Annotated in this window: 9 protein-coding genes; 1 reads left to right on the top strand and 8 read right to left on the bottom strand. The window is 43.0% G+C overall.

Annotated features, from left to right (window positions below):
- The first annotated feature begins 166 nt into the window (after nucleotides 1–166).
- Nucleotides 167–2,785, top strand: a complete 2,619-nt coding sequence (locus QL982_RS03345; protein WP_290163131.1) for a PBP1A family penicillin-binding protein — start codon at nucleotides 167–169, stop codon at nucleotides 2,783–2,785.
- Nucleotides 2,786–2,872: 87 nt separating this feature from the next.
- Here QL982_RS03345 and QL982_RS03340 read toward each other — a convergent pair whose 3' ends face one another.
- The 8 genes from QL982_RS03340 to nusG all read right to left on the bottom strand — a co-directional run bounded on the left by QL982_RS03340 (nucleotide 2,873) and on the right by nusG (nucleotide 16,077).
- Complete coding sequence (locus QL982_RS03340) at nucleotides 2,873–3,397, bottom strand: DUF6586 family protein (RefSeq protein ID WP_290163132.1); 525 nt, start codon at nucleotides 3,395–3,397, stop codon at nucleotides 2,873–2,875.
- 167 nt (nucleotides 3,398–3,564) lie between these two features.
- Nucleotides 3,565–7,782, bottom strand: a complete 4,218-nt coding sequence (gene rpoC / locus QL982_RS03335; protein WP_290163134.1) for a DNA-directed RNA polymerase subunit beta' — start codon at nucleotides 7,780–7,782, stop codon at nucleotides 3,565–3,567.
- A 188-nt stretch (nucleotides 7,783–7,970) separates the two neighbouring features.
- Nucleotides 7,971–12,089, bottom strand: a complete 4,119-nt coding sequence (rpoB, locus tag QL982_RS03330; protein WP_290163136.1) for a DNA-directed RNA polymerase subunit beta — start codon at nucleotides 12,087–12,089, stop codon at nucleotides 7,971–7,973.
- 754 nt (nucleotides 12,090–12,843) lie between these two features.
- The gene (gene rplL / locus QL982_RS03325; protein ID WP_290190164.1) at nucleotides 12,844–13,212 is read right to left on the bottom strand and encodes a 50S ribosomal protein L7/L12; all 369 of its coding nucleotides are present in this window, start codon (nucleotides 13,210–13,212) and stop codon (nucleotides 12,844–12,846) included.
- A gap of 120 nt (nucleotides 13,213–13,332) precedes the next feature.
- Nucleotides 13,333–13,860, bottom strand: coding sequence for a 50S ribosomal protein L10 (rplJ, locus tag QL982_RS03320; protein ID WP_192524403.1), 528 nt, complete (start codon nucleotides 13,858–13,860; stop codon nucleotides 13,333–13,335).
- 461 nt (nucleotides 13,861–14,321) lie between these two features.
- Entirely contained in the window at nucleotides 14,322–15,023 is a 702-nt protein-coding gene (gene rplA, locus QL982_RS03315; protein ID WP_290163142.1) for a 50S ribosomal protein L1, read from the bottom strand.
- Nucleotides 15,024–15,455, bottom strand: coding sequence for a 50S ribosomal protein L11 (gene rplK, locus QL982_RS03310; protein WP_290163144.1), 432 nt, complete (start codon nucleotides 15,453–15,455; stop codon nucleotides 15,024–15,026). It abuts the gene before it with no gap.
- Between the two features lie 91 nt (nucleotides 15,456–15,546).
- Nucleotides 15,547–16,077, bottom strand: coding sequence for a transcription termination/antitermination protein NusG (gene nusG, locus QL982_RS03305; protein ID WP_057761729.1), 531 nt, complete (start codon nucleotides 16,075–16,077; stop codon nucleotides 15,547–15,549).
- Between the last annotated feature and the right edge of the window lie 5 nt (nucleotides 16,078–16,082).

Below are 16,082 nucleotides of genomic sequence, written 5' to 3'. Positions count from 1 at the left end.
ATGGTATAGTTATTTGTAATAATTAAATACAATAGTTTACTTAATAGATAGATTCAAGCATTTAAAAAATATATTAAGTCTAACTTACACATTTATTATGACCTGCTTATTTTGTTCAAGGTATAATAATATTATCTGCTACAAATTCTAACTAATAAGTCTTATTATGGCCAAGAAAAATGCTACCGCTCGTCTCATTCGCTTTTTGGTGGGACTTTTTATCGCTTGCCTAGCATTGGCAGTTGTTTTAATACTTGCTGTACCCATTGGTTTCTATGGGATGGCGATGTATTTATCGCCAACTTTACCTAGTACGCAAGAAATTAAAACTGCCAAATTAGAAATGCCATTACAGATTTATAGTAGTGACGATAAGTTAATCGGTCAGTATGGCAATCGTTTATCGCTGCCAGTTAGTTTTAATGATATTCCCGAAGATTTAACGCATGCTTTTTTAGCAGCCGAAGATGCCTCTTTTTTTCAACATAGTGGCATCAGTATTAAAGGTCTTGGTCGCGCTGTTACCGAAGCAGTCACTGATGATGACGGTCAGACAGGTGGTTCCACCATTACCATGCAGGTTGCTAAGAATTATTTCTTGAGCCCAGAACGTACCCTAAATCGTAAATTAACAGAATTATTTTTAGCGCGTAAAATTGAAGATGAGCTTAGTAAAACTGACATCTTGACGCTCTATGTTAATAAAATCTATTTAGGTGAAGGCGCTTATGGCATCCGTGCCGCGGCCAAGAAATACTATAGTAAATCATTGGACAGTCTCACCATTGCTGAAATGGCAATGTTGGCAGGTCTGCCAAAAGCCCCTTCTAAATACAATCCTGTTGCCAATCCTGAACGTGCATTGACTCGGCGTAATTGGATTATTGGACGTATGCATGAGTTGGATTATATTACCGAAGCCCAATATGACGAAGCTATCAGCGCACCTATCGGCATCAATCTCTATCAAGAAAAACTCGATGTAAATATGCCTTATTTGGCAGAAATGACGCGTGCCTCTTTAGTCGAACGCTATGGCGATCAAGTCATGCACGGTGGCTGGCGCGTGCGCCTTACAGTGAATAGCAAGGCACAAACAGATGCAGAATCGGCCATATTGACAGGCTTAGTTGCTTACGAGCATCGTCATGGTTGGCGCGGTGCTGAAGCAAATGACGAGCCACTCGAAAACTTTCGACGCTATAGTAATATGTCCCCTGCTAAAGTCACTAAAGTCAATTCTCGTAGTTTCGAAGCCATACTCCAATCTGGCGAAAAAGTAACCGTTAACTGGTCTGGCATGAACTGGGCACGTAAATATATTTCGGCCGATCGTATTGGCTACTCTCCTAGTAACGCCCGCCAAATCGTCAAAAAAGACGATATTATTCGCGTGATACCCACTGCAAATGGCAACTGGCAATTAGGTCAAATACCTGAAATACAAGGTAGCTTGGTCTCATTGAATCCAGAAACTGGCGCGGTCAATGCCTTGGTTGGTGGCTTTGATTTTAATCACAGCAAGTTTAACCGTGCCTTACAGGGTTGGAGACAGCCAGGATCTATCATTAAGCCACTGATTTATACAGCGGCATTAGAAAAAGGCTATCGTCCAGATACGATGGTCTCTGATCGACCTATTCAGGTAGGTGATTGGAAACCTAAGAATTCAGATGGAAAGTTTTTGGGAGATATTACTTTACGCCGCGGTCTATATCGGTCACGTAATTTGGTTTCTATTCGATTGCTACAGGCGGTGGGTATTTCTGATGCGCGCAATCTGTTAGATGAATTTGGGCTTGATAAAGAGAAACTACCAACCACTTTATCGTTAGCGCTAGGCACAGGGCAAGCCACACCGTTACAAATGGCCACTGCCTATGCCACTTTTGCTAATGGCGGTCATCGTGTACAACCCTATTTTATAGAGCAAATTTATAACTATAAAAACGAGCTGCTGTTTCAAGCCAACCCGCGACAAGCCTGTGCATCATGCTTTAATAAAGAACTTGAGAAGCTCAATAAAAACTTAATTGAAGAATATGACCAGTCAGTTCAAAATGCAAATAACACGACTAATAAAACAGCTATTGACAATCAAATGGCAGAAAATGATGCGGACGATAGCATCACTGATGAGAAAACCGATTTAACTGTTTATAACGCAGGTCCACAGGCTGATCGTCTAAAAGCACCTGCGATACAGTATATAAGAGCCAAGCAAGCACCTCGAATTTTGAAGCCTAGAGTCGCTTTTGAGATGGCAGATATATTACAAGATGTTGTACAGCTTGGGACTGCGCGGAGAGCAAAAGCGTTGGGTCGTGATGATATTGGCGGAAAAACTGGTACAACCAATAAAGCTAAAGATGCTTGGTTTGCAGGCTTTCACCCTACCAATGCAACAGTAGTATGGATGGGCTTTGATCAACCAGCGACTATGGGTCGCCGTGAATATGGTGGGGTCGCAGCCCTTCCAGTTTGGATGGACTTTATGAAAGCGCAACTCAAAGATACGCCTCGTCAGTGGGTACCAAACAGCAAAGGTTTTACCTCTACCAAGCGACAAAAAAAATCGGTAAAAACAGCAAGTAGAGATGACAGTTCCGAAACAAATACGTCAGAAAAACCAGTTGCCACGCAAACTCAGCAGCGTACTCCCCCAACGCCTAAACCTACGGCAGAGTTGAATAATTCATCTACCAGTCGCCGTAGTAATGATGGCGTACCACAGAACCCCTTATCGGTCACACCAGTTGATCGCATACCACCGATGCCAGAATAAAGGGTATACAGCGCTACTTAATATAACAAAAGAATGGCCTATTCAATACTCACTGAATAGGCCATTCTTTTGTGAGCTAAGTCTTCATTAAAACTCAACCATACCTGCACGTAACTGCTCAATCAACTCTAAAAACTGTTGCCGCCACTCTCGTATTGTCGCCTCGTCTGGTAACCACTGGTTTGATAAAGTAACCACATTGACAATAAGGTCCGGTGATGTTGAATCGCCATTTTGCTTTTCATCTATAACCGTATCTGATGGTACAGCGTACAAACAACGTTGATAAGCACGTTCTATATTAGCGATAAAGCCCTGCTGCTGTAATTGCTGCAAGCGCTGAATCTCAGGCGATACCTGCGTACGCTCGCTCAATGTTTGCTCAATATTTAATAATGTTGGGGCCGTCATATTCAAACTATAAAAATGACCCAGCTCTTGAGTAAATGCTAATAAAGCACCGTGTAAATGAAAAATAGCGGTCTCGCAGTGTGCTTGGTATAACTGCTTATCATTGGTATTGCCTGCTGATTGACAGGCCAGACGACAAAAATATAGCTTTTGATTGGTTCGATCTGCTTGGTATTTGGCGACGCGTGTTTTACCTGCCATTTGCTACTTATCCTTCTATCAATAATAAATGAGGGCATATTCTCCAGTGTACTATTTTTTTGGACAATAGCACCATGCCTTTCTCTGTTTTTTGCACACAAAAAAAAGCCAGCAACTTAGGCTGGCTTTTTTATCAAATTAAGAATGAATCAAGATACTTAATACGATTAATTATCTTGATTTAACTCTTGAGCAAAGGCTTCATCAAAGCTAGCAAAGTCTTTACTATCAGTGCTAGCAGTCATGTCAAACGCTGCATTGAGATCTTTGTCTTGTAGCTTTTGTTCTGCTTTCTCTTTACGCGCCTTGTGATAAGCAAGACCCGTACCTGCAGGAATCAAGCGACCAACAACCACGTTTTCTTTCAGACCACGTAGTTCATCTACTTTACCAGTGACAGCTGCTGCCGTTAGTACACGGGTTGTTTCCTGGAAAGAAGCCGCTGAGATAAAGCTTTCTGTTGCCAGACTTGCTTTAGTGATACCTAACAATTGACGCTCAAACTGTACTGGGAATTTATCTTCCGCTTCTAGCTTCGCGTTCAATGCTTTGATGTCTGCATACTCTACCTGATCACCTTTGAAGTGATTTGAGTCGCCGCCGTCAGTGATTTCAACTTTACGCAACATCTGACGAATAATAACTTCGATGTGCTTGTCGTTGATTTTCACACCCTGCAAGCGATAAACGTCCTGTACTTCATTGACGATATAATCAGCAAGTGCAGTCTGACCTTTCAAACGTAAGATATCATGTGGGTTCTGTGGACCATCAGCGATCACTTCACCACGTGCTACCGTCTCGTTTTCAAAGACGTTGATTTGACGCCATTTAGGGATCAGCTCTTCATGCACTTCACCATCTTCATTGGTGATAATAAAGCGGTTTTTACCTTTAGTCTCTTTACCAAAGCTCACCACACCCGACATTTCTGCCATGATGGCATGATCTTTCGGACGACGTGCCTCGAACAAATCAGCAACGCGTGGTAGACCACCGGTAATATCTTTAGTTCCTGATGACGCTTGTGGTACACGGCCTAGAATCGAACCTGCGGCAACCTTTTCACCATCGCTCACGCGAATGATGGTTTCGGCTGGTAAGAAGTAAACCACTTCTTTGCCTTCGTCAGTGTTCAAGATAATCGCAGGACGTAAGTCTTTTGCTGAGCTTGAACGGTCACGAGTAGCAAGGATCTCAAATGAGCTCATACCAGTCGCATCATCAACTTTCACTGTAGCAGTCATACCATCAGTGATGTCACTGAAGCGTGCTGTACCAGCAAATTCTGTGATGATAGGATGCGTGTGCGGATCCCATTTAGCGATGGTTTGACCACCTTCAACGTGATCTTCATGTTTCACAAGAACGCTAGAACCGTAAGGTACTTTATAACGCTCACGCTCACGGCCAAGTTCATCGGTCAACGCAATTTCAGCTGAACGAGATACGATGACTAAGTGACCATCGGTATGTTGAACCGTTTTCATGTTTTCGAAATGCGCTTGACCTGCATTACGTACAGAGATGCTGTTGTCCACAGATGCTGAGCTTGCTGCCCCGCCCACGTGGAACGTACGCATGGTTAACTGAGTACCTGGCTCACCGATAGACTGAGCGGCCATAACACCAACTGACTCGCCGATATTCACTTTATGACCACGAGCTAGGTCACGACCATAACACTGTGAACAAACGCCATGCTCAACATTACAAGTAATAACTGAACGTACCCAGATATCATCAATCGCATTGCTATCAAGCACGTTTACCCAATGCTCATCAATCAATGTACCAGCTGGAATCAAGACTTTATCAGCGTCATCGTTATAAGTTACATCACGTGCAGTCACACGACCTAGTACTAGCTCGCCCAACTTCTCGATGATTTCACCACCTTGGATATGTGGTTTCATGAGCAAGCCTTGCTCAGTACCACAGTCATCACTTGTGATAACCAAATCTTGTGCGACATCAACCAAACGACGAGTCAGGTAACCTGAGTTGGCCGTTTTCAGTGCCGTATCTGCTAGACCTTTACGTGCACCGTGAGTTGAGATGAAGTACTGTAGTACGGTCAAACCTTCACGGAAGTTAGCTTTAATTGGCGTTTCAATGATTGAGCCATCTGGCTTAGCCATCAAACCACGCATACCAGCCAACTGACGAATCTGTGCCGCACTACCACGAGCACCAGAGTCTGACATGATAAAGATAGAGTTGAATGACTTCTGCTCTTCTTCTTCACCTTTGGCATTCATGATTTTATCAGTGGCCAAGTTATCCATCATCGCCTTAGCGACTTTGTCATTGGTACGTGACCAGATATCAACTACTTTGTTATAACGCTCACCAGCAGTTACAAAGCCTTGCTCGAATTGATCTTCGATTTCGCGAACTTCGCCTTCTGCTACTTCGATGATTTGCTTCTTCAATGGTGGGATGACCATGTCATCGATACCAATAGACACGCCAGACAATGTCGCTTGAGCAAAACCAAGATACATCAATTGGTCAGCAAACATAACACTTTCTTTAACGCCTACTTTACGGTAGCAAGAGTTAATTAGACGAGAGATGTTTTTCTTCGTCATTTCTTGGTTACACTCATCAAACGACATACCTTTAGGCATGATGTTCCAGATAAGCAAGCGACCAGCAACCGTATCTTTGATACTGATTTCTTTGGTTTGGTTACCATCTTCATCAATATGTGTCTCAGTGACACGCACTTTGATTTTAGCGTTTACATGTAAATCATTCGAACCAATCGCACGCAATGCTTCATTAACGGTGGCAAAAATCATGCCTTCGCCTTTGGCATTGATTGATGAACGACTGATGTAATAAAGACCTAGTACCACATCCTGTGATGGTACGATGATCGGATCACCGTTAGCTGGTGATAAGATGTTGTTGGTAGACATCATCAAGGCACGTGACTCAAGCTGTGCTTCTAGCGTCAATGGCACGTGAACGGCCATTTGGTCACCATCAAAATCGGCGTTGAATGCGGTACAAACGAGCGGGTGCAATTGGATTGCTTTACCTTCGATTAGTACTGGCTCAAATGCCTGTAGGCCCAAACGGTGAAGTGTTGGCGCACGGTTCAAGAGTACTGGATGCTCACGAATAACCATGGCCAGCATATCCCACACTTGTGGCTCTTCACGCTCTACCATCTTTTTGGCAGCTTTAATCGTCGTCGCCAAACCATGAGACAATAGTTTGTTATAAGTAAATGGCTTAAATAATTCTAGTGCCATTTTCTTCGGTAGACCACACTGATGTAGACGTAGTGTTGGGCCTACAACGATGACCGAACGACCAGAATAATCAACACGTTTACCAAGTAAGTTTTGACGGAAACGACCTTGCTTACCTTTGATCATATCAGCCAAAGATTTCAATGGACGCTTGTTACTACCAGTGATAGCACGACCGCGACGACCGTTATCTAATAACGCATCCACTGACTCTTGCAACATACGTTTTTCGTTACGTACGATGATGTCAGGTGCGCTCAGCTCAAGCAGACGCTTTAGACGGTTGTTACGGTTGATCACACGGCGATATAGATCGTTTAGATCTGACGTCGCAAAACGACCACCTTCTAGTGGTACTAGCGGACGCAAATCTGGTGGTAGTACTGGCAAGATGTTCATTACCATCCACTCAGGCTTGTTATTAGAATCACGGAATGCTTCTAATAACTTAAGACGCTTAGACATCTTTTTAAGCTTGGTCTCAGAACCGGTTTGTGGAATCGCTTCGCGCAACTCATCAACTTCAAGATCAATATCAATATCTTTTAATAGGTCTTGAACCGCTTCAGCACCCATCTTGGCCGTGAATTCATCACCAAATTCTTCAAGCGCTTTGTAATAATCTTCATCATCAAGCAACTGGTATTTTTCTAAGCTGGTTAGACCAGGCTCAGTCACGATGTAGCTTTCAAAATATAGAACACGCTCGATATCACGTAGCGTCATGTCTAGCAATAGACCGATGCGGCTTGGTAATGATTTTAGGAACCAAATATGCGCAACAGGGCTGGCAAGGTCGATATGACCCATGCGATCACGACGGACTTTGGCAGTGGTTACTTCAACACCACATTTCTCACAGATAACGCCTTGGAATTTACGGCGCTTATATTTACCACATAAACATTCAAAATCTTTTACTGGGCCAAAGATTTTGGCACAGAAAAGACCATCACGCTCAGGCTTAAATGTGCGATAGTTGATGGTTTCAGGCTTTTTTACTTCACCATGCGACCATGACTTGATGACGTCAGGTGAGGCTAAAGTAATTTGAATACTATCAAACTCTTGATTACCGTTGCCGGTAGGGCTTTGCATGATATCGAGTAAATCTTTCAAGTTGCTTCTCCGTTATCTTTATAATCATCTGACAGCGTACCATTGACGCAGATAAGATGAATGAAGGCAATGAACAGGGTTGAGACAAATCACTAAAAGCAGCAGCGATGCGCGTACTGCTTTTAGGTTGACCACTAAGGATAATAATTAACCGAAGCCGTGTTAAAGCTAGCTTCAGTCAGCCGTGCTTAATGGGTTTGTTTTAACTCAATATTGATACCCAATGATTTGATTTCTTTGGTCAGTACGTTGAACGACTCAGGCATACCTGGATCCATATACTGCTCACCATCAACGATGTTTTTGTACATACGAGTACGGCCTTCAACATCATCCGACTTCACCGTTAGCATCTCTTGCAACGTGTAAGTCGCGCCGTATGCTTCTAGTGCCCAGACTTCCATCTCACCGAAGCGCTGACCACCAAACTGAGCTTTACCGCCCAATGGCTGCTGCGTGACTAGTGAGTAAGAACCCGTTGAACGTGCATGCATTTTGTCATCAACCAAATGGTTAAGTTTGAGCATGTACATGTAGCCGACGGTTACTTTGCGGTCAAACTTCTGACCAGTACGACCATCATACAACGTCTGCTGACCATCGCGATCCATACCAGCAAGCTCTAACAAATCTTTGACTTGGCTTTCTCTTGCACCATCAAACACTGCTGTACCCATCGGTACACCGCCGCGTAAGTTAGCTGAAAGGGCCATGATGTCATCATCAGTTAAGCTATCAAGATCAACTTGCTCGCCGCCTACTTGGTTATAGATTTTGTCTAAGAACTCACGTAGCTCTTTGATCGCTGCTTGAGATTTCAGCATACCATCAATTTTTTCGCCCAAGCCTTTCGCTGCCATACCCAAATGCGTCTCTAGAACCTGACCGATGTTCATACGAGATGGTACACCAAGTGGGTTCAATACGATGTCAACGGTATTACCATTTTCATCATAAGGCATGTCTTCAACTGGCATGATGCGCGAGACAACACCTTTGTTACCATGACGACCAGCCATTTTATCACCAGGCTGAATACGACGCTTAACCGCTAGATATACTTTAACGATTTTTTGTACGCCATGTTGTAAGTCATCACCAGCGGTCAATTTACGTTTTTTCTCAGCAAATTTCACGTCGATGTCTTTTTGCTTATCAACCAAGTAATCAGCGATTTGCGTGAGACGCTCAGAGATTTCTTCTTCCACTGGTTGGATATCAAGCAAAGTCTCAAGGCTCATATCTTTCATATCAGCCAATGCCATGACTGTACCGGCTTTCAGACCAGAACCACCACTGACTTTTTGGCCATCTAATAGATTACCAATACGACCGCGAGCCGCTTCTTCAAAGATACGTAGCTCTTCTTTTAAATCTTTACGATAGCTGTCAAGCTGCGATTTTTCGATCGCTCTTGCACGTGCATCTTTTTCGACACCATCACGGGTGAAGACCTGTACATCAATAACCGTACCTTTACTTGAAGTCGGTACGCGTAGCGACGTGTCTTTTACGTCAGCCGCTTTTTCACCAAAGATAGCCCGGAGTAGTTTCTCTTCTGGCGTTAGTTGCGTTTCACCTTTTGGCGTCACTTTACCAACTAAGATATCACCAGCGTCAACTTCAGCACCGATATAGACGATACCTGCTTCGTCAAGACTTGATAATGCCGCTTCACCAACGTTTGGAATATCAGCAGTAATCTCTTCTGTACCTAGCTTGGTATCACGCGCCACACAGGTCAATTCTTGGATATGAATAGTAGTGAAACGATCTTCTTTAACCACTTTCTCAGATAGCAAAATCGAATCTTCGAAGTTGTAACCATTCCACGGCATAAATGCGATGCGAATGTTCTGACCTAGTGCAAGCTCGCCAAGATCCGTTGATGGACCATCAGCCAAGATATCACCCAAAGCAATCTCGTCACCTTGGTTAACGATGATACGTTGGTTGATACAGGTGTTTTGGTTAGAGCGCGTGTATTTGATCAAGTTATAAATATCAATACCCGCTTCACCAGCAATCATCTCGTCTTCGTTTACACGAACAACGATACGTGAGGCGTCAACATCTTCAATCACACCGCCACGCTTAGCGATCACACAAACACCAGAATCACGAGCAACGTAACGCTCCATACCAGTACCAACTAACGGCTTATCAGCACGTAGCGTAGGAACAGCCTGACGTTGCATGTTCGAGCCCATCAAGGCACGGTTAGCATCATCATGCTCTAGGAACGGAATCAGACCTGCTGCGACCGATACTACCTGACTTGGCGACACATCCATATGCGTCACTTTTTCTGGCGGCATACGAACAAATTCACCATAACTACGTACACTGACCATTTCATCAGAAAGCGCACCATCTTCAGTCATCGGAGAATCAGCCTGTGCAATCACAGTACCTACTTCTTCGATCGCTGATAGATATTCAATAACGTCTGTCACTTTACCATCAACCACACGGCGATAAGGCGTTTCTAGGAAACCAAAGCTGTTGGTTTTCGCAAACGTCGCTAGTGAGTTGATCAAACCAATGTTTGGGCCTTCAGGAGTTTCAATCGGACATACACGGCCATAATGCGTATCATGTACGTCACGTACTTCAAAGCCTGCACGTTCACGAGTTAGACCACCAGGTCCTAACGCTGATACACGGCGCTTATGGGTAACTTCAGACAGCGGGTTGTTCTGATCCATAAACTGTGACAACTGGCTTGAACCAAAGAATTCTTTAACCGCAGCCGCTACTGGCTTAGAGTTAATCAAATCTTGTGGTGACAAGTTATCAGATTCCGCTGAGCTCAAACGCTCTTTGACCGCACGCTCTACACGTACTAGACCAACACGGAACTGGTTTTCTGCCATTTCGCCGACTGAACGAATACGACGGTTACCTAAGTGATCGATATCATCTACTTCACCGCGACCGTTACGAATCTCAATCAATTCTTTTAATACATTCACGATGTCAGCATTGGTCAAAACACTACGTGCGCGCTGAATATCTGGATCATCTGTATTATCAAATTCTAACCCTAGACGACGGTTGAACTTCATACGGCCAACGTTTGACAAGTCATAACGATCTGCATTGAAGAACATGCTTTCGAACAGTTTTTCAGCAGTTTCGACCGTTGGTGGCTCACCTGGACGCATTACTTTATAGATTTCGATCAATGCTTCTTCACGGCTTGATGTGCTATCAGCACGTAGCGTGTCAGCAATATAACTACCCTGATCGATATCGTTAGTGAATAGAATGCTGAATTCTTTGATAGATTCACTGGCTTCAAACGCGCTCAACTTAACCAATAATTCATGGTCAATTGGCGTGTTGGCTTTCGCGATGAGTTCATCATTAACAACGATGTCTTCCGCTAAGATGCGCTCATATAGATATTCATCAGGCACAGCAATCTTCGTCATACCTGCTTCTTCAAGCTGACGGATGCGACGTGCGTTGATGCGTTTGCCCTGCTCTACGATAACGTCACCTTCAGGTGATACGATATCAAACTGAGCCATCTCGCCACGTAGACGATCCGCAACCAGATCAATTTCAAACGTCTCTTCGCCTTTATAAACAGCGACTTTATCAAAGAATAAATCCAAGATTTCAGAAGTGGTCAGACCAAGCGCACGTAGAATGATTGACGCAAGTAGTTTACGGCGACGGTCAATACGAGCAAAGACTAAATCTTTTGCATCAAATTCAAAGTCCAACCATGAACCACGGTAAGGAATGATACGGGCGTTATAAAGCACCTTACCACTTGAATGCGACTTACCTTTATCATGATCAAAGAACACACCAGGTGAACGATGTAGCTGAGATACGATAACACGCTCAGTACCATTGATAATAAAAGTACCGTTAGCAGTCATCAAAGGCATTTCGCCCATGTAAACGCTTTGCTCACGGATATCTTTAATAGCCGCTTTGCTGTCTTTATCCTTGCTGTCTTTATCTTTGATAATCAAGCGGATTTTGACACGCATCGGCGCAGCAAACGTTGAGCCACGTAAGATACACTCACGCTCATCAAATTCAGGCGTACCTAAATAATACTCAACGAATTGCAACTCAGCATTACCAGAGTGACTCTCAATTGGGAAAATAGAGGAATACGCAGCTTGCAAACCAGTATTCTCACGAGCTTTTGGCTTTTTGTGCTCTTGCAAAAATTGCTCATAAGAATCTACTTGAATAGACAGTAAATAGGGAATGTCCATTACAGTGGGCAATTCAGCAAAACTTTTGCGAATACGCTTTTTTTCAGTATAAGAATATGCCATCGAGAGTCCTTACAGTAAACGTGGAAACAAATTAAAAGCGTGGCCAGCATGCATAAATACGATGCAAACTTAGCGACGTAAACGATAATATAAAACGGGTTTTCGTGTTCAGTTCATGTCTTTTCTATCAATTACTACTGCTACTACCAGTGCTTGCTTAACACTCTTTCTTTAATCTTGTCATCGACATTTGAATCAGTCTATATGACTATTCAAATCGATAAATTCAATCACTTATAATAGGTTGCCTTTAGGGCTTAACTTGCCAATACATGCAAAAAAACAATTTATTTAAGGGTGTTGCTAAGTTATTTACTATTAAGTTACCTACTATTAAAACTGGTTATATTTAGACTCTTTTTTATCAAAACCATTGTCGTCGGTGATATATACCGTCTACGAGCCTACCTACTGACAGTAAAACCATGCTAAATGGATAACCTAAGATCAACAGCTTTCAGAATTAATGGTAACTGGGGTAACTATAACTTCTAGAATCAGTATAAACTATAGTGTTAATAGGAAAGCATGCAGACACAAAAAAATGCCAAACATCTACGGACGTTTAGCTAACATTAACTGATTTCAAAAACTGGCATGTGTGCTTGCATGTATATCGTCTGTCCTTTTGATGGGTATCCACCGTGATGTTGCATACGTATGTTGGCAGACACAAAAGGTCAAGCTACGAATTATAGTAAAAAAAAGCTGGCAATGCAAGGCATTACCAGCTTTTTTTCGTACAGTGTTAAACTTATTTTAGTTCAACAGTTGCACCAGCTTCTTCAAGTTTCTTTTTCAACTCTTCAGCTTCAGCTTTAGATGCGGCTTCTTTGATTGGAGCTGGAGCGCTTTCAACCAAATCTTTCGCTTCTTTTAGGCCAAGACCAGTAGCTTCACGTACGGCTTTAATTACGCCAACTTTCTTCTCGCCAAAGCTGGCAAGAATTACGTCAAACTCGTCTTTTTCTTCAGCAGCAGCAGCAGGACCAGCAGCAGCAGGTGCAGCAGCAACAGCAGCTGTTACGCCGAATTTTTCTTCCATGTCGCTGATTAGCTCAACGATATCCATTACTGACATTTCAGCGATTGCGTTTAACACGTCTTCTTTAGATAGTGCCATGAGAACTCTCCGTTATCTGATAAAAATTAATTGATTTTAATATCGCTCTGATTGCTTGTCGAATGTGACAATAAAGTGCAACCAGAATAAGCGATGTTAAAGTTACGTTAAAACAAGCAATTAAGCAGCTTCTTTTGCGTCTTTGATTGCCGCTACAGTGCGAACGAACTTGCCAGGAACAGCGTTCATAGTCTGGACAAGCTTGGTCACTGGTGCATTCATAGTAGCCATCAAGATAGAGATTGCTTCGTCGCGAGTTGGTAGCTTCGATACGCGCTCTAGCTCTTCTGGACCATAAACAACACCACCAACTGATACCAATTTGGTCTCTAAAGCTTTGGTTTCTTTGCTGAAGTCGAAAACAACTCTAGCAGCAGAACCCAAGTCTTCCATAGAGAAAGCCAAAAGTAGTGGACCAGTCATACGGTCTGACATGCTCTCAAACTTAGTGCCTTCAAAAGCGCGTTTTGCTAGTGTATTTTTTACCACTTTCAAAACAACGCCTTTCTCACGGGCTTGTTCGCGTAGCTTAGTAAGCTTTGCAACACCAATACCATGATATTCGGCAGCTACTGCTGAGTAAGCATTAGCAGCAACTTCAGACACTTCAGCCACAACTTGTTGTTTTTGCTCTAGCGTTAATGCCATAAGTTGACTCCTTTAATCTTATCAATCGACTTATAGTAAAAGTGCTCAAAATTCGAAAATTTCAGGCGCTTAAACTTTAAGCTAAGACTGACTTGATACGACACATTACCAACTGATTCAATTATTTAAAAAAGCATCTATTGGTAACGACTGATTACGGCACCGTTATCAGAATGACGTTGAGTAATAGTTTGATGACCATATAAATAGTCATATCACCCTATGCGCTCGTGTCTTAAACTGTGAGGGCCACCGTCTGCGTAGGACAACTAAGATTTTCATCTGTCGTCGATTAACAAAAGTGACTCATTGTCATATCTAACCATCCAAAAATCGTTATGTATGACTCTAAACCACTCTCTACCTACGGTCTTAGACAGCGTAGTAAATACTACGCTGACCTAATTTTTTTAATATAGCGTGTGCTCATCATTCAAAATATTTGAAGATAGAGACCTTAATTATTTTGCAGTGCGATAAGGAACTGCATCGATCGCTAGACCTGGACCCATCGTACTAGACAAGGTGATTTTCTTGATGAAAGTACCTTTAGATGTAGCAGGCTTTGCACGTTTTAGATCTGTGATTAGTGCTTGAGCATTTTCCAAAACTTGCTCAGCAGTAAATCCAACTTGACCGATAGTAGCATGGATGATACCAGCTTTATCAACACGATACTGTGCTTGACCCGCTTTTGCGTTAGTCACAGCTTCAGCAACGTTTGGTGTTACTGTACCAACTTTTGGGTTAGGCATTAGGCCACGTGGACCTAGGATAGTACCCAACTGACCAACAACACGCATTGCATCAGGTGCTGCGATCACAACATCAAAGTCCATATTACCGGCTTTGATTGACTCTGCTAGGTCTTCAAAACCAACGATGTCTGCACCAGCTTCTTTGGCGGCTTCAGCAGCAGCACCTTGAGCGAATACAGCAACGCGTTTGGTTTTACCAGTACCAGCAGGTAAATTAGTTGCACCACGAACCACTTGATCAGATTTACGTGGGTCAACGCCCAAGTTTACTGCGATATCAATAGACTCTTTGAATTTTAGCGCTGGCAAATCATTTAAGATCTGAACCGCTTCTTCAATCGTATATTGCTTTTCGTGCTCAATACGGCTTTGAATTTCTTTTTGACGTTTGGTTAGCTTGCTCATTTACACACCCTCCACGGTAATACCCATTGAACGTGCAGTACCAGCGATGGTACGGACAGCAGCGTCAAGATCAGCTGCAGTTAAATCTGCATTCTTAGTCTTAACGATATCTTCTAGTTGTGCACGGTCAACTTTACCGACTTTAGCGGTGTTTGGTGTACCAGAACCTTTAGCAACGCCAGCAGCCTTACGTAGTAAGTATGCAGCTGGTGGTGACTTCATGATGAAGGTAAAAGACTTATCGCTGTATACTGTGATCTCAGTTGGGATCGGCAGACCTGGCTCTTGGCCTGAGGTCGCAGCGTTAAATTCTTTACAGAACGCCATGATGTTCACGCCTTTTTGACCCAAAGCTGGACCAATAGGTGGTGAAGGATTTGCTTTGCCTGCAGGCACTTGCAGTTTGATGTAACCATCAATCTTCTTAGCCATGATACTCTCCTAAATGGGTAATAACGCCAAATCAATATGCTATATAAGCTTATTGACTAACAGCTCCCCGGTTGATGAATTTTTTGCTGGTTTAGTCTAGTTTTTCAACTTTACTAAACTCTAGCTCAACCTGAGTCGGTCGATTAAATACGTTTACGGTCAAATGTAGTTTAGACTTCTCATAGTCCACTTTTTCTACCAACCCTTTAAAGTCAGTGAATGGACCATCGATAACCAATAATTCTTCGCCTGGCTCAAAGAGAGTCTTAGGACGAGGATCGGTTTCAGTCTGATTGAGACGGTTTAAAATACGATCAGCTTCTACTTGCGTGATTGGTGCAGGCATCTCAGGCGTACCACCAATAAAGCCCATAATACGTGGGCAGTCTTTTACGATGTGCCAGGTATTATCGTTCATTTCCATTTGGATCAATACATATCCTGGAAAGAACTTACGCTCACTTTTACGCTTTTTGCCGTCTTTCATTTCGACGACTTCTTCAGTAGGAACCAATACATCACCGAATGACTCAGCAAAGTCACTACGATTGATACGATCAGTTAATGAACGTTGTACTTGTTTTTCATATCCTGAAAACGCTTGGACAATATACCAACGCATATCAC

Source organism: Psychrobacter sp. 5A.1 (assembly GCF_030407455.1).
GTDB lineage: Bacteria > Pseudomonadota > Gammaproteobacteria > Pseudomonadales > Moraxellaceae > Psychrobacter.
This window is presented reverse-complemented; position numbering and strand designations above follow the sequence as displayed.

Excerpts from the sequence above, each read along its gene's own strand:
- QL982_RS03345 (WP_290163131.1), top strand. The coding sequence starts at position 167 with ATGGCCAAGAAAAATGCTACCGCTCGTCTCATTCGCTTTTTGGTGGGA.
- nusG (WP_057761729.1), bottom strand. The coding sequence starts at position 16,077 with ATGCGTTGGTATATTGTCCAAGCGTTTTCAGGATATGAAAAACAAGTA.
- QL982_RS03340 (WP_290163132.1), bottom strand. The coding sequence starts at position 3,397 with ATGGCAGGTAAAACACGCGTCGCCAAATACCAAGCAGATCGAACCAAT.
- rpoB (WP_290163136.1), bottom strand. The coding sequence starts at position 12,089 with ATGGCATATTCTTATACTGAAAAAAAGCGTATTCGCAAAAGTTTTGCT.
- rplJ (WP_192524403.1), bottom strand. The coding sequence starts at position 13,860 with ATGGCATTAACGCTAGAGCAAAAACAACAAGTTGTGGCTGAAGTGTCT.
- rplK (WP_290163144.1), bottom strand. The coding sequence starts at position 15,455 with ATGGCTAAGAAGATTGATGGTTACATCAAACTGCAAGTGCCTGCAGGC.
- rplL (WP_290190164.1), bottom strand. The coding sequence starts at position 13,212 with ATGGCACTATCTAAAGAAGACGTGTTAAACGCAATCGCTGAAATGTCA.
- rplA (WP_290163142.1), bottom strand. The coding sequence starts at position 15,023 with ATGAGCAAGCTAACCAAACGTCAAAAAGAAATTCAAAGCCGTATTGAG.